Consider the following 15,658-nt stretch of genomic DNA (forward strand, 5'->3'; position numbering starts at 1 on the left):
AATAGAAAGTGGAAGAAGAGGAGAACGTCGATCAACTAGTGTTGTTTTTCAACTTGGAACATCTAGTAAATGGTTAAAAGTTATTATAAAAAAATCCAAATAAAAAACTGAAGGCAACCCCTGATTTATCGGAGTTGCCTTCAGTTTGGAGCAAGTGCTAAAGTGCACTTGCTTTTTTTGTATGTTTTTTTAGAGTTCCATAATTACAGGAAGGATCATCGGTTTACGTTTCGTTTTTTCGTATAAATACGGAACGAGTGTATCGATGATGTCGCCTTTTAGGTTGTTGATGGAATCAGGTTTAGCAGCCAGTTTGCGCTGTAATGTTTTCGAAAGCATATATTGTGCTTCGTTTATCATAGCGCCTGATTCCCGCATATAGACGAATCCGCGTGAGATCAGGTCGGGACCAGATACTAAGCGGTTCTTTTTGGTGTCGATGGTTGCTACAACGATGACCAGACCATCTTCAGAGAGAATTCGTCTGTCACGTAGTACAACGTTACCGATATCGCCGATGCCGCTTCCGTCGATGTAAACATCGCCTGACGGTACACGTCCAGCAAGTCTTGCGGTTGAGTCAGTGAGTGCAAGTACATCACCGTTACCCATAATGAAAATGTTATCAGGTTCGACATCACAGTCTACAGCAAGTTGAGAGTGCATATTCATCATGCGATATTCCCCGTGGATTGGCATAAAGTATTTAGGTTTGATTAAACGCAACATAAGCTTTTGCTCTTCCTGTGACCCGTGACCGGACGTGTGGATGTTGTTTAAAGGACCATGAATAACTTCTGCACCTGCACGGAACAATGAATTAATCGCTTTGTTCACGCTAAGTGTATTTCCTGGGATAGGTGAAGATGAGAAAATAACGGTATCACCAGGTTGGATTTGAACTTGTCTATGCGTACCGTTTGCGATACGAGATAGTGCAGCCATCGGTTCACCTTGGCTACCCGTACATAAAATCATCACTTTATTAGCTGGAAGTCGGTTGAGTGATTGAGCATCTACGAATAAATCTTTTGGAGCGTCAATATAACCGAGTTCGCGACCGATAGTAATTGCATTATCCATACTACGACCGAAGACAGCGATTTTACGGCCAAATATCTGCGCCGATTCAATCACTTGTTGCAATCTATGGATATTCGAAGCGAATGTAGCGAAAATAATCCGACCATCTACAGTACGGAAAATATCGTTCAGGCTTTCTCCAACTTTACGTTCAGACATCGTGAAGTTAGGTACTTCTGCGTTTGTACTGTCTGATAATAAACAAAGGACACCTTCGCTACCGATTTTCGCCATCTTATGCAAGTTAGCAGGTTCACCGACAGGCGTAAAGTCGAACTTAAAGTCACCTGTATGGACGATGTTACCCGATGGAGTTTTGACCACTACACCGAATGCATCAGGAATACTGTGCGTAGTTCTGAAGAAGGACACTGCAGTTTTACGGAATTTAATAAAATCATCTTCTTCAATTTCATGAATTTCCGTAGTGCGCAATAATCCGTGTTCTTCCAACTTATTGCGAAGTAAACCAATTGCTAGTTTACCGCCATAGACGGGAACGTTCACTTTGCGTAATAGATAGGGAATTCCACCGATATGATCTTCGTGACCATGTGTGATGAAAAGTCCTTTAATTTTATCGATATTGCGTTCGAGGTAAGTGTAATCTGGAATTACATAGTCAATACCTAGCAATTCATCTTCAGGAAACTTGATTCCAGCATCAATAATGATGATTTCATCTTGGAATTGTACACAATACGTATTTTTACCGATTTCACCTAGTCCGCCTAGGGCAAAAACGGCTGTTTCATTGTTTTTAATAGATTTCATTGATTAGACCTGCTCAACGCGAAAGTCTGGGGAGGCTTGTTCGTATGTTAAATGCTCGCCCTCCAGCTTTTGTACGTATTCAATCATCAGATCGCGACCTTTTAATTGATCACGGACTTCTTTTTCTGTTTCAGCTTCTACATACAAGCTGAGTGTGTTCTCGCGGACTGGAACTTCATGTACGTTTAAATGGTAATATACTTTGAAAATCATGTTTAACTCTCCTTTTTACGTTCCTAATAATACATATCATCAATAATAGCATGCAATTTCCCTAAAATAAAGAAAAGCCCACCAATTTAGTTGGCGGGCGTAAAAGTCTAAGCAATTGTCTTTTTACCGAGCAGGCCATTAAGTCGTCTTAGCAGTTTGCGTTTTAGACGTTTATACATGGCATCATCACTCCTTGACAAGACTATAACAGAAAAAAATCGGTCTGTCAAGTATAAGAGCTTTACTCTCTATCGAATGCTATGGCACCGGCAATCTCCTTGTAAGGGGCATTTTTGTCGATATGATCATAGAACATAATGCCATTCAAATGATCAAGTTCATGTTGGAACGCAATGGCGGGCAATCCTTTTAAACGTTTCTTGATTACGTTGCCTTCCTTATCGAAAGCTTTTACGGTAATTCTTGCGTAACGCGGAACATACCCAGGCACTTCACGATCTACCGATAAACAGCCTTCACCGTTCTCTATATATGTTTTTTCTACGGAATGGCTAATGATCTTAGGGTTAATCGCTATAAAGTCTTCCAATAGAACCTCGCCGTCAGGAATATGCAGGGCGAAAATTCTTTTGGATGCATTCACTTGTGGTGCAGCCAATCCGATGCCCGAACGCAAACCGTATTTTTTTGCCAACTCATCATGTTGGCTATTGACTACATACTCCAACAGATCATCGCATAATTGACGGTCTTCGTTACTTAAAGGAAAGCTCACCTCTTTTGCTTTTAGACGCAACGTCGGGTGACCCTCTCGGATAATATCATTCATTAAAATCATTTCTACTCTTCCTCTCGGATATATTAGGTATAGTACAATCTGCAATAAACTGGTAACAGACGTGCAGTAAGGGATATAATCGTAAAAAACAATTTCCTCTTATACAGTATAGACGAATGATAAAAATGGTGAAAGAAAAAAGTATATAAAGCATCAGGAGGGTAATTAATGAAGAAAGTAATTTGTTTATTGTTCATATTCCTTCTACTAACTGGTTGTTCCAAAGAGTCTGAAGTAACTCAACAACTTACAGATTTACTTGTGGCTGTGAATGAAAAAGAAAAACAAGGGAACAACTTTGGGATGAAGTTACTTGAGAAAGAACAGAAGGAACAAGTCTTATTTGTTGAGACCATGGAACTGACTCAACAGCAATATCAAGAAGTGAAACAGCGTGTGGTTGCGATGAAGAAGTCTGCACATGAACGGGCTCTGCTAGTAGAAAAAGAGGAAAATTCTTTACGCGAATCGAAGAAAGAGATAGACCGTATGTCTGAATGGATGGAGCAGATGGATTTACATGATCAATTAGGTGTAGTAATTGAAACACTTTATGAACGTTCGGATATACATGAGACGTTCATCATGCAGTATAAAAAGTTGATAGATAGTCAGACGCAATTATATACGCAAATTGAAGATCACTCTATCCGTGAGCATGAACTTCAAAAACAAGTCAATGAAGTAAACGAGTTAATCACTTCCAGTCAACAATCACTTATAGAATTTAATGAAGCGACTAGGGAAGTAAACAGATTAGCTGCTCGTGCTTTGAAAAGTTTAGAAACACATTAAAAAGGAAATGTAAAGTATGGAGTAAATACTATTAAAAGGAACAAGTAGTACGCCATAATCGATTGTTGGAGCAGATCAAGAATGCGAATGAGGCTGTAATCTGAGTTGCTGTATGGATATCTAATGATGAATTTTAAGGCTACAGAATGCTGAGTGTCAGTTAAGAAAAAACGCATCTGTACCAATACAGAATGGATATTGTGTTAGTACAGTATGTTTTTAGAAAAATATAAAAAAGACTAAGAAGTCTTTGATTACAATGGTTGACCAAGTGCTCAGTTTTGCGTATACTAATATTTATAAGAAGTTGTATTAACTTTATTTGAAATCGATATAATACAGATATGAAGGAGAGATCAAGATATGGTAGCTAAAAAAGGTAATCAGTATGATCCTGTGAAAGCGCTTCAACTGATTGAAAGTCAATTTGATATGGTGCAAATATTGAATGAAGAAGGAAAGATCGTAGACAAGGACTTGGATCCGAAACTTCCCGATGAAGAATTAGTGGAATTGATGAATCGCATGGTTTATACACGTATCCTTGACCAACGATCCATTTCTTTAAATAGACAAGGACGTCTCGGATTTTATGCTCCTACGGCAGGACAAGAAGCTTCCCAGTTAGCTTCTCAATATGTGTTGGAAAAAGATGATTTCATTCTCCCTGGATATCGTGACGTTCCTCAGTTATTATTCCATGGTTGGCCATTGCATATGGCATTTCTATGGTCAAGAGGGCATTATGCAGGAAGTGTGATTCCTGATGGGCTTAATATTTTCCCGCCCCAAATCATCATTGGTGCACAATATGTCCAGGCTGCTGGTGTAGGTCTAGGCTTTAAGAAAAAAGGGCAAAAATCAGTTGTCATTACGTACACAGGTGATGGCGGAACATCACAAGGTGATTTCTACGAAGGATTGAACTTTGCAGGGGCCTATAAAGTACCTGCTATCTTCGTCATTCAGAATAACCAATATGCGATTTCCACACATCGTGATGTCCAGACAGCAGCAAAAACACTCGCTCAAAAGGGTGTAGCGGCAGGCGTGCCAAGTGTACTGGTAGATGGAATGGATCCATTGGCAGTATATGTGGCAACACGTGATGCAAGAGAACGTGCAGTCAATGGAGATGGACCAACGTTGATCGAAACAATGTGTTACCGTTATGGACCTCATACGATGGCTGGTGATGATCCGACACGATACCGTACATCGGATATTGATAATGAATGGGAAAAACGTGACCCGATCGTGCGTTTTAGAACATATTTGGAAGCCAAAGGTATTTGGTCTAAAGAACAAGAGGAAAAAGTAATTGAACGTGCGAAAGAAGAAATTAAAGAAGCTATCAAAAAAGCAGATGGACAGCCTAAACAAAAAGCGACAGACTTTATGAAGATTATGTATAAAGGCGAAATGCCATTTAACTTACAAGAACAATTAGATGCGTATGCTGGAAAGGAGTCGAAATAATCCATGGCAGAATTAACAATGATTCAAGCGATTACAGATGCGCTTCGTACTGAGCTGAAAACGGATGAAAATGTATTGCTATTCGGTGAAGACGTAGGCGCAAACGGAGGTGTCTTCCGTGCGACGGAAGGCCTTCATAAAGAATTCGGTGAGGAGCGCGTATTTGATACGCCGCTAGCTGAATCTGGTATTGGTGGATTGGCAATTGGCCTAGCACTTACTGGTTTTCGTCCTATTATGGAAATTCAATTCTTCGGTTTTCTATTTGAAGTAATGGATTCAGTGAGTGGACAAATTGCGAGAATGAGCTTTAGAACAGGTGGCCATTTCAATGCACCGATTACGATACGTGCTCCATTTGGTGGCGGTGTAGCCACTCCAGAAATGCACGCAGACAGCTTAGAAGGTCTAGTGGCATCACAACCTGGTTTAACAGTGGTTATCCCATCTACTCCGTACGATGCAAAAGGATTACTTATATCTGCAATCAAGAGTGATGATCCCGTAATTTTCTTGGAGCATATGAAACTATATCGCTCATTCAGACAAGAAGTTCCTGAAGAAGAATATACTATTCCTTTAGGAAAAGCTGATATTAAGCGTGAAGGTAAAGATTTGACGATTGTCACATATGGTGCAATGGTGCAGGAAAGCTTAAAAGCTGCTGAAGCGCTTGAAAAAGAAAATTACTCAGTGGAAGTCATCGATTTACGTACGATTCAGCCTATTGATATAGAAACAATCATTCAATCCGTTGAAAAAACAAATCGCGCAATCGTCGTACAAGAGGCTCAGCGGCAAGCGGGAATTGCTGCTAACGTTGTAGCTGAAATTACTGAACGCGCTATTTTGAGCCTAGAAGCTCCAGTGCTGCGCGTGACGGCACCAGACACGGTATATCCGTTTGCGGCAGGCGAAAACACTTGGTTGCCTAATGCCAAAGACATTGCAGCGAAAGCAAGAGAAGTTCTTACATTCTAAATACTAGTCGGACAATCCAGGAAGGGTGAATTACGTGACTTATGAATTTCGATTACCAGACATTGGTGAAGGTATACACGAAGGGGAGATCGTCAAGTGGTTCGTAAAACCAGGCGATGAAATCCAAGAAGATGATACATTACTAGAAGTACAAAATGATAAATCCGTAGTAGAAATTCCATCACCTGTATCAGGTACAGTAGAAGAAATTTATGTTACTGAAGGTACTGTAGCAGTTGTTGGTGATAAATTAGTGCGTTTTGATGCACCGGATCATGGTATTCCAGATCATGAAGACGATGAAGAAGGTACGGACTCTTCTAATGAAGAAGCGAGTGCAGAAAAGTCTCATGAACAAGTAGGGGAAGCGCTTGGTAGCGTAGATTCCAAGAAACCTGAACAAGCATCTGGAGAACAACAATCGGCAGAACCGCAAAAACAACAAACTACCAAGACAACTACTAGTGAAGTCGATGAAAATCGCCGAGTAATCGCAATGCCATCTGTTCGTAAATATGCACGAGAACACGATGTAGCGATAGCGCAAGTTGCAGGGAGTGGAAAAAACGGCCGTGTAGTAAAAGAAGATATAGATTCATTTAAAGCGGGAGGTCAACAACCATCTGTTGAAGAAAAGACCCAATCTCAGCAAGACGCGGCAACGCCTGATACTTCAGAGAAGCAAGCGCCTATCTTTGAAGGTGAATTCCCAGAGACTCGTGAGAAAATGTCTCCTATGCGGAAAGCCATCTCAAAAGCGATGTCAAATTCAAAACACACAGCGGCACATGTTACATTGTTAGATGAAGTGGATGTTACTGCACTAGTTGCACATCGAAAAGAATTCAAAGCAATTGCGGCGGAGAAAGATGTTAAGTTAACGTATCTTCCGTATGTAGTAAAAGCGCTTGTAGCAACATTGCGTGAGTTCCCTCAACTGAACACGTCATTAGACGATGCAACAGAAGAATTAATTCAAAAACACTACTATAATATCGGAATTGCAGCAGATACAGATCGCGGTCTAATGGTACCCGTCGTTAAAAATGCTGATCGCAAGTCCATGTTTGCTATTTCAAATGAAGTGAATGAGCTTGCTGGAAAAGCGCGCGATGGAAAACTTCAAGCAGCAGAAATGAAAGGTGCATCATGTACGATCACGAACATTGGTTCTGCAGGTGGACAGTGGTTTACACCGATCATTAACCATCCGGAAGTAGCTATTTTAGGTATTGGAAGAATTTCTGAAAAACCTATTGTGAAAAATGGTGAAATTGTAGCGGCACCTATGTTAGCATTATCATTAGTATTTGATCACAGAGTGATTGATGGCGTAACGGGGCAATTAGCGTTAAACTATCTTAAGGAATTAATAAGTAATCCATCACTTTTATTAATGGAGGCGTAAAGCAATGGTAGTAGGAGATTTTCCAATTGAAGTTGACACACTTGTAGTAGGTTCAGGCCCAGGAGGATATGTGGCAGCAATACGCGCAGCTCAACTTGGTCAAAAAGTTACAATCGTAGAAAAAGATACAATCGGCGGCGTTTGTTTGAACGTTGGATGTATTCCTTCTAAAGCAATGATTTCTGTTGGACACCGCTTTGTGGATGCTCAGAATGCAGATGCTATGGGAATCACTGCGAAATCTGTCGAACTAGACTTTTCTAAAGCTATGAAGTTTAAGGAAAGTGTTGTGTCTAAGTTAACGGGCGGCGTATCCGGTTTGCTTAAAGGAAACAAAGTAGAAACTGTTGCAGGTGAAGCGTATTTCGTGGATGCGAACACTGTACGTGTGATGACAGACAACTCTGCTCAAACCTATAAATTCAACAACGTTATCATCGCAACGGGTGCACGCCCAGTTGAAATCCCTTCATTCAAATTTACAGACCGTGTAATCAATTCTACCGGTGCTCTAAGTTTGAAAGAATTACCGAAAAAGCTTGTCGTTGTCGGTGGCGGTTATATTGGTACAGAACTTGGATCTGCTTATGCTAATCTGGGATCTGAAGTAACCATTCTTGAGGGTGCGGATGATATCCTTGCTGGTTTCGAAAAACAAATGACGCAAATCGTAAAAAAAGGCTTGAAGAAAAAAGGCGTTGAAGTAGTTGTGAAAGCATCTGCTAAGGGCGTTGAAGAAACTAAAGATGGTGTCGTAGTAACTTACGAAGCTAAAGGTGAAGAAGTGAAAATTGAAGCGGACTACGTTCTTGTAACGGTGGGCCGTCGTCCGAATACAGATGAAATCGGTTTGGAAAGTCTTGACTTGAACATGACGGACCGTGGTTTGATCGAAGTGGACAAGCAATGCCGTACAAATCTACCGAATGTATATGCAATCGGTGATATCGTGGCGGGACCTCAGCTTGCGCACAAAGCTTCTTACGAGGCGAAAGTTGCAGCAGAAGCTATTGCTGGAGAAAAATCTGAAGTAGATTATATGGCGATTCCAGCTGTATGCTTCACAGATCCTGAACTAGCAACTGTAGGCTTAAACGAAAAGCAAGCAAAAGATGAAGGATATGATGTAATAAGTGGTAAGTTCCCGTTTGCAGCAAACGGCCGTGCTCTTTCATTGGATGCTACAGAAGGTTTCGTGAAGCTTGTAGGCCGCAAAGAAGACGGCTTATTACTTGGCGCACAAATCGTTGGGGAAAATGCTTCTGACATGATTGCAGAACTTGGTCTAGCGATTGAAGCAGGTATGACACTTGAAGATATTTCTATGACTATTCATGCTCACCCTACATTAGGCGAGATTTCCATGGAAGCAGCAGAAGTTGCACTTGGTAAGCCGATTCACATGATGACGAAATAAAACAGCTAGAATTGAACAGCCCATGGGGAATTTTTCTCATGGGCCTTTTTACATTATGAAAAAATGGGGGATTTTCATGTGGGAAACTAGAGTGACAAAACTGTTTGGAATTGAATATCCGATTGTGCAAGGAGGACTTGCCTATTTGGCTTATTCAGACTTGGCTGCTGCCGTTTCGGAAGCAGGCGGTCTCGGCCAAATTACAGCGATGAGTCTATCTTCGCCTGAAGCATTGAAAGAAGAAATCCGCAAAGTTCGCCAAAAGACAAATAAACCCTTTAGTGTAAATTTTGCCATTGGTAATCATGGTAGATCGTATGAAGCGATGGTGGAAGCTGCATTGGAAGAAAACATCAATATTATATCGGTTACCGGAGGAAATCCTGCGCCACTATTTGAAATGTTAACAGGTACTGATGTGAAGAAGATGGTGTTGGTGGCGGCTAGAAGGCAAGCGCAAAAAGCTGAAGAGATTGGCGCTGATGCTGTCATAGCAGTTGGACAAGAAGGCGGCGGACATTTAGGCCGTGATGATATTGGTACGATGGTATTAATCCCAAGAATTGTAGATTCCGTTACTATACCAGTCATTGGCTCAGGTGGTATTGGAGATGGGCGGGGCTGGATGGCAGCACAAGCACTCGGGGCAGAAGGGATCGAGATGGGCACTCGTTTCATAGCGACGAAAGAATGTGTCGATGCATCACCTGCTTATCTAGAAACTCTTTTAGCTAGTAGTGAACAGGACACGACGATTATCAAACGGACAATCGGTGCACCTGCACGTGCATTAACGAATGAGTGGACAGAGAAGATTCTAAAATTAGAAGCGGAAGATGCCGGTTACGAAGGGCTGAAAGCATTTATTAGCGGAGATGCCAATCGTAAATTCATTCACGATGGTATGAATGATCAAGGCTTTGGTTGGGGTGGCCAAGTAGCGGGTATGATCGAGGATGTTCCAAGTGTCGCCAAATTGTTTGAACGAATGAAAAATGAAGCGTTAACAATACGAGAAAAATGGAGTGTCAGATAGGAGAGAAGTAAATGGCAGGTTATCAATATCCGCTACGTGCGGATTGGTCAACAGAAGAGATTGTTAAGGTGATCGATTTTTTCACAAAAGTAGAGCAAGCGTATGAATCGAATATCGAACGTGACGAATTTATGAGATATTATCGAGCTTTCAAAAGTGTGGTTCCATCCATGGCTGAAGAAAAAACGTTGTGCAAGGAATTCGAGGAAAGTAGTGACTATGTAGCATTTCGCGTAGTGAAGGCGGCTAAAGAGAGTAAACCTGGCGAACTGCTAAAGGTGAAAAAATAATCAAAGCAAAAGACACCTGTCTCAATGGGTGTCTTTTATTTTGCTCTCACATGTGATGGATGATTTGCCTGGAATGCCAAATTAGTTGATCATGAGGGAAAATCCTCTGCATCGGACATCGACCGGCGGTGCTATTTCGCGCGATTTTTATTTTCAATCAAAAGAATCAATAACTACATCATAAACAGGTAATAATTTGGTGAACGTATCTTCTGCATACTCATAAAATTGCTTTTCGCTCATTTTGGATGCTTCATCTCTTGAAAGGTGACGACCAACTAAAAACTCTGCTTTTTTCACAGTTTGCAGACGATCCAGCAACTTCTCAAGTCCTTCTGTACCTACTTCACCAATTCGCTCGGCTTCAGGCTTCATATGATCTCCAGATATAACAAAATCCTTTGGCAACGAAGTCATTACGTTCATTTCTTTTTCTAAACGTGTAGCAATTCCTTTTTTATCGGGATTTTCATAAATAATTGCCAGTATGATGAATAAATGTGTGCCCCACAAGCCAATCTGAAAGTGAGGTAACGCTTTATAGCCTCTCTTAGCAGGAGCGAATGCCACCCAACTATCCCGTGGCGGATTTACAGTTCGTCTTGCGTGTTTTGCAACATGTGGAAAAAACTCACCCGTACCGTGTGCGGAAAGGCGGTGTGCAAAATGATTTCCTAATTCTATGAATTTTGGTTGTATCTTTTCCTGCAAAGCTTTCATGCGATTATCCAAGCCATCAACGGTGAAAACATCAAAATCATTTGATGACCAATAAGACTGAATCAAGAAAATCTCCTCCAGTTTGTAGTGACTACGTTTATCTTATCAGTAAACGGGGAATAATTTAAAATAACAAGGCTTCTAACCAATAAAAGTCGGAATTTTCGCATATCTTACTGATAAGACGGTTAGAGTCAAATATTAACTAAAAGGGGTGCTACTTATGAAACAGGTCGTTCATTTTATCCGAAAAGAAGATGTTGAGAGAGAATATGTGAGAACTTTACAATTGGAATTGGATTATGAATTAGCTACTCTATACGACGCACTACAAGACCAAGACACAGTTCAAGTTGATAAAAGTAAACTACGATTGACAGAAATTCACAATGAATTGGAGACACTTAATGTTTTTTCGATGTAAGTACGGTTTAGTAAAAAGACATCCCCATTTACTTCAGAAATGAAGAAAATGTGACGGGGTGTCTTTTTACTTAATATCCTATCACTGTTATCTTTTTCGTTCCGTTGCCTCTGTGTTATACTAGCGATAGTCGGAGTGGGAAGAGGTGGCAGAATGAATCTTAATGCGATAGATCGATATGCGAAATCGTTAATCAAAGAGGCTGGCCACAAAATACGAGTGTCTTTTTTTAGTACAATTGACATCGATTCAAAGGCAGACGCTAATGATCTAGTTACCAATATTGATAGAGAAGTGGAAAGCTTTTTTATTGAACGGGTAAGACAAGATTTTCCTGAGCATAAAATGGTTTCAGAAGAGGGATTTGGAGATGAAATTTCTTCGCTTGACGGAGTAGTTTGGTTCCTAGATCCAATAGACGGAACGATGAATTTTATCCATCAGAGAAGAAACTTTGCGATTTCATTGGGGATTTATGTAGACGGCGTGGGGATGCTGGGCTACATATATGATGTAATGCGGGATGAGTTATACCATGCAGCGAAAGGTGAAGGTGCTTATTTCAATGATGAGCGTCTACCGCAACTGGAAATTACTCCACTTGAAGAAGCAATCATCGGCATCAATGCTAGCTGGGTTGCGCCAAATCATCGCGTAGAAAACGAAAAAATTATTGAGCTCGTCACACGTTGCCGCGGAACGCGATCATATGGTTCAGCAGCGATTGAGCTGGCGTATGTATCATCTGGTAAGATTGACGCGTATATTTCTATGCGACTGGCGCCTTGGGATATCGCTGGGGGAATTGTCATTGCGCAAGAAGTAGGGGCTGTAGCAACGAATTTAAAAGGTGAGACGCCACATCTACTTGGATCTGACACATTTATTGTCACACGTCCGGGATTACATGAGGAAATTTTATCAAATTATATCCGACTAAAATAAAAAAGGGGCTGTTTGTTAAACCAAAACGGTTTAATGTACAGTCCCTTTGAGTTATTTATAGCGTGCCTTCTCTACGCATACGTGCTTTTGTTTTGAATCCGTTACCCATTATTAAAATTAGAGCGACAATGGCAAGGACGACAACTAGTAGGCTACGCATACCTACTCCAATACCAATTGCGGACATGGAAAGTACGGCGCCGAGTGAATAAATTACGAAAATCCACTTAATGTCTTTCAAAAAAATCCCTCCATATAAATTAAAATGTTATTTAATTGAACTATCTTGTGCTATAATAACACAGTTGAACATCTGAAATAAAGATAAACGGAGTGAAAAAATGACAAACGAACGTACTGATCTTAGAAATATTGCAATTATTGCCCACGTAGACCATGGTAAAACGACATTGGTCGACCAATTACTTAAACAATCCGGTATTTTCCGGTCGAATGAGCACGTAGATGAACGTGCAATGGACTCGAACGAACTTGAGCGTGAGCGAGGAATTACGATCCTAGCTAAAAACACTGCTATTGAATATAATGACACAAAAATCAACATCTTGGATACACCAGGACACGCTGACTTTGGTGGCGAAGTAGAAAGAATCTTGCGCATGGTAGACGGCGTAATTTTAGTGGTTGATGCATTCGAAGGATGTATGCCACAAACTCGATTCGTCTTGAAAAAAGCTTTGGAAACAAACTTGAAGCCAATTGTTGTTGTAAATAAAATTGACCGTGATTTCGCAAGACCAGAGGAAGTAGTAGACGAAGTACTTGAATTATTCATCGAGCTTGATGCGAATGATGAGCAATTGGAATTCCCGGTTGTTTTTGCTTCTGGGTTCAATGGTACTGCGAGCCTTTCTCCAGATCCTGCAACACAAGAAGACACGTTACGTGTTCTTTATGAATCCATTCTTGAAAACATACCATCACCAATCGACAATCGTGACGAGCCGCTTCAGTTCCAAGTATCTCTACTTGATTACAACGACTACGTTGGTCGTATCGGAATCGGACGTATTTTCCGTGGAACGATGAAAGTTGGAGAACAAGTCGCAGTTCTTAAGCGTGATGGATCTGTCAAGACTTTACGTGTGACGAAACTATACGGTTTCCTAGGCTTGAAGAGAGTCGAAGTTGAAGAAGCATACGCAGGCGACCTCGTAGCCGTTTCAGGAATGGGTGACATTGATGTCGGTGAGACAGTTTGTCCAACTGATCATCAAGAAGCGCTTCCTGCACTCCACATCGATGAGCCAACGCTTCAAATGCGTTTCTTAGTTAATAATAGTCCATTTGCTGGTCGCGAAGGGAAATGGGTCACTTCACGTAAGATTCAAGAGCGTTTAGATCAACAGCTAGAGACGGACGTTTCATTACGAGTAGACCAAACAGATTCTCCAGACGAATGGATCGTATCTGGACGTGGAGAACTTCACTTGTCTATTCTTATCGAGAATATGCGTCGTGAAGGTTTCGAACTTCAAGTCTCCAAGCCACAAGTAATCATTCGCGAAATCGATGGTAAGCGTAGCGAGCCTTACGAACGCGTTCAAATTGATGTTCCGGAAGAACATACTGGATCAATCATTGAATCTATTGGTGAACGTAAGGGTGAAATGTTGGATATGATCAATAACGGTAACGGACAAGTACGCTTGATCTTCTTGGTACCCGCTCGCGGATTGATCGGTTATACAACAGATTTCCTTACATTGACTCGTGGATACGGTATCTTAAACCATACGTTTGACAGCTATAAGCCGGTCACAACTGGTAAAATCGGTGGCAGACGTCACGGAGTTCTTGTATCTATGGAGAACGGTACAGTAACTGGTTATGGTGTTATGCAACTCGAAGACCGTGGAACGATGTTTGTTGCATCTGGTGCAGAAATCTATGCTGGTCAGGTAGTCGGGGAAAGTAACCGTGATAGCGATTTGACAATTAACTTAACGAAAATCAAACATGCTACTAACGTACGTTCGGCTTCGAAAGACCAAACTGTTACAACGAAAAAGCCACGTATTATGTCGCTTGAAGAAGCGTTGCAATATATTGGTGATGACGAGTACTGTGAAGTTACTCCAGAATCTATTCGTATACGTAAAAAAGTTCTTGATAAGAATGAACGCGAACGCGTAAACAAAAAGAAAAAACTTGGCGAATAATAAAGATAGAAGGGAATGTATGGAATGAGAGTAGAGGATTCAGAAATGGTCTACAATCGGTTGTCGGGAACTGCGCGCATCATTTATGAGTATGCGCCAAATTTCACGACAGCCGGCTATATTCTGTTTGCGCTCGTTTTCATCATGTCTGCTATTGTGTATAAACTCGGATTCGCAAGGAAGATTAGTTTTGGTCGAAATGTTATCATCTATACGTTCTTATTCATCGGGTGTATAATATTAACATTCTTAGCTTTCTTCCTGCCAATCGTAGAAGGACTGTTTGTGGCTGCTGCCATTCTCATTATCTATCGTGTTCGACGAATGAATGAACACAAAAAAGACTCCGTTACTCAGTAACGGAGTCTTTTAGTTGGATTAAAAATCTTTTTCAGTTGGATCTGAGCTACGATGGAAAACAAAGTTACCAGTTGCGATTCGTTTCTCTGTCAAATTGCTGATCCGCTCTCTACAAGTAGGGCACATATACGTATGAATGGGCCGGTTTCGTAATTTCTTAGCAAGCGGATTGTCATCCTCTAATTGATCGTTTTGGTCACATATGACACATTTAACGCGCATTGGAAATTCTCCTTTAATCCACTTGGATAGCTTGGACATAACGAATCGGTGAATCTTGATTTGACCCGTCTTTAAACAGTACATGTACAGGCCCGTCTTCGCGAAGAGGTTTACCATTATGACTGAATTTGAAAATTACGTTAGCTGCTTCCTCAAGTGGATACGTGTATTTTTCGTCTTTTGTAATGAGTGTAAACATTGTTGCATTTGCAGATGGAACAGCATTGTGTATAAATGGTTTCAATACAATACCAAAGCTGCTTGACAGCATTTTATCTTTTTCATATCTTTTTTCACTTTTTAAAGTGGGTGGGTACGTGGCACCTTCCATGATTTCTCTAGACCAGTGTTTACCCATTTTTTCTTTATACTCTTCCATTTCATCTATTTCGACAAAATCCTCTGAGAAAAATTCATCCAAATCAATACGGCGATCATCAAATATCCAAACAGTAGGATCTAATGTAATTGCATGTTTCACATTTCCAGTAATCGGTATAATAAGTTCCAAAATATATCCCCCTCAATC

18 protein-coding genes are annotated in these 15,658 nt (G+C 40.8%); 11 read left to right on the forward strand and 7 right to left on the reverse strand.

Annotation, left to right across the window (positions count from 1 at the left end; all coding sequences use genetic code 11):
• Nucleotides 1-189 precede the first annotated feature (189 nt).
• The 3 genes from rnjA to def form a co-directional block, all read right to left on the reverse strand.
• Nucleotides 190-1,857, reverse strand: coding sequence for a ribonuclease J1 (gene rnjA, locus CSV70_RS06340; protein ID WP_099626313.1), 1,668 nt, complete (start codon nt 1,855-1,857; stop codon nt 190-192).
• Between the two features lie 3 nt (nt 1,858-1,860).
• Nucleotides 1,861-2,070, reverse strand: a complete 210-nt coding sequence (locus CSV70_RS06345; protein ID WP_099661086.1) for a DNA-dependent RNA polymerase subunit epsilon — start codon at nt 2,068-2,070, stop codon at nt 1,861-1,863.
• A gap of 241 nt (nt 2,071-2,311) precedes the next feature.
• Nucleotides 2,312-2,869: a peptide deformylase gene (gene def, locus CSV70_RS06350; RefSeq protein WP_085133113.1), complete on the reverse strand. Its 558-nt coding sequence runs from the start codon at nt 2,867-2,869 to the stop codon at nt 2,312-2,314.
• A 168-nt stretch (nt 2,870-3,037) separates the two neighbouring features.
• Between def and CSV70_RS06355 the strand changes: the two genes are divergently transcribed.
• The 7 genes from CSV70_RS06355 to CSV70_RS06385 all read left to right on the forward strand — a co-directional run bounded on the left by CSV70_RS06355 (nt 3,038) and on the right by CSV70_RS06385 (nt 10,275).
• Entirely contained in the window at nt 3,038-3,664 is a 627-nt protein-coding gene (locus CSV70_RS06355) for a YkyA family protein (protein ID WP_085133114.1), read from the forward strand.
• A gap of 363 nt (nt 3,665-4,027) precedes the next feature.
• Nucleotides 4,028-5,143, forward strand: a complete 1,116-nt coding sequence (pdhA, locus tag CSV70_RS06360) for a pyruvate dehydrogenase (acetyl-transferring) E1 component subunit alpha (protein ID WP_085133115.1) — start codon at nt 4,028-4,030, stop codon at nt 5,141-5,143.
• Between the two features lie 3 nt (nt 5,144-5,146).
• Nucleotides 5,147-6,124 (forward strand): alpha-ketoacid dehydrogenase subunit beta, encoded by a 978-nt coding sequence (locus CSV70_RS06365; RefSeq protein WP_085133116.1) that lies wholly within the window; start codon nt 5,147-5,149, stop codon nt 6,122-6,124.
• Between the two features lie 34 nt (nt 6,125-6,158).
• A complete protein-coding gene (locus CSV70_RS06370) occupies nt 6,159-7,532 on the forward strand; it encodes a dihydrolipoamide acetyltransferase family protein (protein ID WP_099661085.1) in 1,374 nt (457 codons plus the stop codon).
• A 4-nt stretch (nt 7,533-7,536) separates the two neighbouring features.
• Nucleotides 7,537-8,949 (forward strand): dihydrolipoyl dehydrogenase, encoded by a 1,413-nt coding sequence (lpdA, locus tag CSV70_RS06375; RefSeq protein ID WP_099661084.1) that lies wholly within the window; start codon nt 7,537-7,539, stop codon nt 8,947-8,949.
• 76 nt (nt 8,950-9,025) lie between these two features.
• Entirely contained in the window at nt 9,026-9,985 is a 960-nt protein-coding gene (locus tag CSV70_RS06380) for an NAD(P)H-dependent flavin oxidoreductase (RefSeq protein WP_099661083.1), read from the forward strand.
• Nucleotides 9,986-9,996: 11 nt separating this feature from the next.
• Nucleotides 9,997-10,275: a UPF0223 family protein gene (locus CSV70_RS06385; RefSeq protein WP_085133120.1), complete on the forward strand. Its 279-nt coding sequence runs from the start codon at nt 9,997-9,999 to the stop codon at nt 10,273-10,275.
• Between the two features lie 153 nt (nt 10,276-10,428).
• Here CSV70_RS06385 and CSV70_RS06390 read toward each other — a convergent pair whose 3' ends face one another.
• Nucleotides 10,429-11,058 carry a YktB family protein gene (locus CSV70_RS06390; RefSeq protein WP_099628703.1) on the reverse strand — a complete coding sequence of 210 codons (630 nt, stop codon included), beginning with the start codon at nt 11,056-11,058 and terminating at the stop codon, nt 10,429-10,431.
• 160 nt (nt 11,059-11,218) lie between these two features.
• On the opposite strand from CSV70_RS06390, the gene CSV70_RS06395 reads away from it, so the two are divergent.
• Both CSV70_RS06395 and CSV70_RS06400 read left to right on the forward strand, forming a co-directional pair.
• Nucleotides 11,219-11,419, forward strand: a complete 201-nt coding sequence (locus CSV70_RS06395; protein WP_085133121.1) for a hypothetical protein — start codon at nt 11,219-11,221, stop codon at nt 11,417-11,419.
• Between the two features lie 153 nt (nt 11,420-11,572).
• Nucleotides 11,573-12,364 carry an inositol monophosphatase family protein gene (locus tag CSV70_RS06400; RefSeq protein WP_085133122.1) on the forward strand — a complete coding sequence of 264 codons (792 nt, stop codon included), beginning with the start codon at nt 11,573-11,575 and terminating at the stop codon, nt 12,362-12,364.
• 55 nt (nt 12,365-12,419) lie between these two features.
• Here CSV70_RS06400 and CSV70_RS06405 read toward each other — a convergent pair whose 3' ends face one another.
• Nucleotides 12,420-12,605: a YlaF family protein gene (locus tag CSV70_RS06405; protein ID WP_085133123.1), complete on the reverse strand. Its 186-nt coding sequence runs from the start codon at nt 12,603-12,605 to the stop codon at nt 12,420-12,422.
• Nucleotides 12,606-12,705: 100 nt separating this feature from the next.
• Here CSV70_RS06405 and typA point away from each other — a divergent pair, with 100 nt between their 5' ends.
• Together typA and CSV70_RS06415 are read left to right on the forward strand one after the other, a co-directional pair.
• Nucleotides 12,706-14,547: a translational GTPase TypA gene (typA, locus tag CSV70_RS06410; RefSeq protein WP_085133124.1), complete on the forward strand. Its 1,842-nt coding sequence runs from the start codon at nt 12,706-12,708 to the stop codon at nt 14,545-14,547.
• 24 nt (nt 14,548-14,571) lie between these two features.
• Nucleotides 14,572-14,907 (forward strand): YlaH-like family protein, encoded by a 336-nt coding sequence (locus CSV70_RS06415; RefSeq protein WP_369802560.1) that lies wholly within the window; start codon nt 14,572-14,574, stop codon nt 14,905-14,907.
• Between the two features lie 18 nt (nt 14,908-14,925).
• Here CSV70_RS06415 and CSV70_RS06420 read toward each other — a convergent pair whose 3' ends face one another.
• Nucleotides 14,926-15,129 (reverse strand): YlaI family protein, encoded by a 204-nt coding sequence (locus CSV70_RS06420; protein ID WP_085133126.1) that lies wholly within the window; start codon nt 15,127-15,129, stop codon nt 14,926-14,928.
• A 13-nt stretch (nt 15,130-15,142) separates the two neighbouring features.
• Nucleotides 15,143-15,640: a hypothetical protein gene (locus CSV70_RS06425; protein WP_085133127.1), complete on the reverse strand. Its 498-nt coding sequence runs from the start codon at nt 15,638-15,640 to the stop codon at nt 15,143-15,145.
• Nucleotides 15,641-15,658: the final 18 nt, after the last annotated feature.

The organism is Sporosarcina sp. P25, from assembly GCF_002743235.1.
Lineage (GTDB): Bacteria > Bacillota > Bacilli > Bacillales_A > Planococcaceae > Sporosarcina > Sporosarcina ureae_B.

Excerpts from the sequence above, each read along its gene's own strand:
- rnjA (WP_099626313.1), bottom strand. The coding sequence starts at position 1,857 with ATGAAATCTATTAAAAACAATGAAACAGCCGTTTTTGCCCTAGGCGGA.
- CSV70_RS06345 (WP_099661086.1), bottom strand. The coding sequence starts at position 2,070 with ATGATTTTCAAAGTATATTACCATTTAAACGTACATGAAGTTCCAGTC.
- def (WP_085133113.1), bottom strand. The coding sequence starts at position 2,869 with ATGATTTTAATGAATGATATTATCCGAGAGGGTCACCCGACGTTGCGT.
- CSV70_RS06355 (WP_085133114.1), top strand. The coding sequence starts at position 3,038 with ATGAAGAAAGTAATTTGTTTATTGTTCATATTCCTTCTACTAACTGGT.
- pdhA (WP_085133115.1), top strand. The coding sequence starts at position 4,028 with ATGGTAGCTAAAAAAGGTAATCAGTATGATCCTGTGAAAGCGCTTCAA.
- CSV70_RS06365 (WP_085133116.1), top strand. The coding sequence starts at position 5,147 with ATGGCAGAATTAACAATGATTCAAGCGATTACAGATGCGCTTCGTACT.
- lpdA (WP_099661084.1), top strand. The coding sequence starts at position 7,537 with ATGGTAGTAGGAGATTTTCCAATTGAAGTTGACACACTTGTAGTAGGT.
- CSV70_RS06380 (WP_099661083.1), top strand. The coding sequence starts at position 9,026 with ATGTGGGAAACTAGAGTGACAAAACTGTTTGGAATTGAATATCCGATT.
- CSV70_RS06385 (WP_085133120.1), top strand. The coding sequence starts at position 9,997 with ATGGCAGGTTATCAATATCCGCTACGTGCGGATTGGTCAACAGAAGAG.
- CSV70_RS06395 (WP_085133121.1), top strand. The coding sequence starts at position 11,219 with ATGAAACAGGTCGTTCATTTTATCCGAAAAGAAGATGTTGAGAGAGAA.
- CSV70_RS06400 (WP_085133122.1), top strand. The coding sequence starts at position 11,573 with ATGAATCTTAATGCGATAGATCGATATGCGAAATCGTTAATCAAAGAG.
- typA (WP_085133124.1), top strand. The coding sequence starts at position 12,706 with ATGACAAACGAACGTACTGATCTTAGAAATATTGCAATTATTGCCCAC.
- CSV70_RS06415 (WP_369802560.1), top strand. The coding sequence starts at position 14,572 with ATGAGAGTAGAGGATTCAGAAATGGTCTACAATCGGTTGTCGGGAACT.
- CSV70_RS06420 (WP_085133126.1), bottom strand. The coding sequence starts at position 15,129 with ATGCGCGTTAAATGTGTCATATGTGACCAAAACGATCAATTAGAGGAT.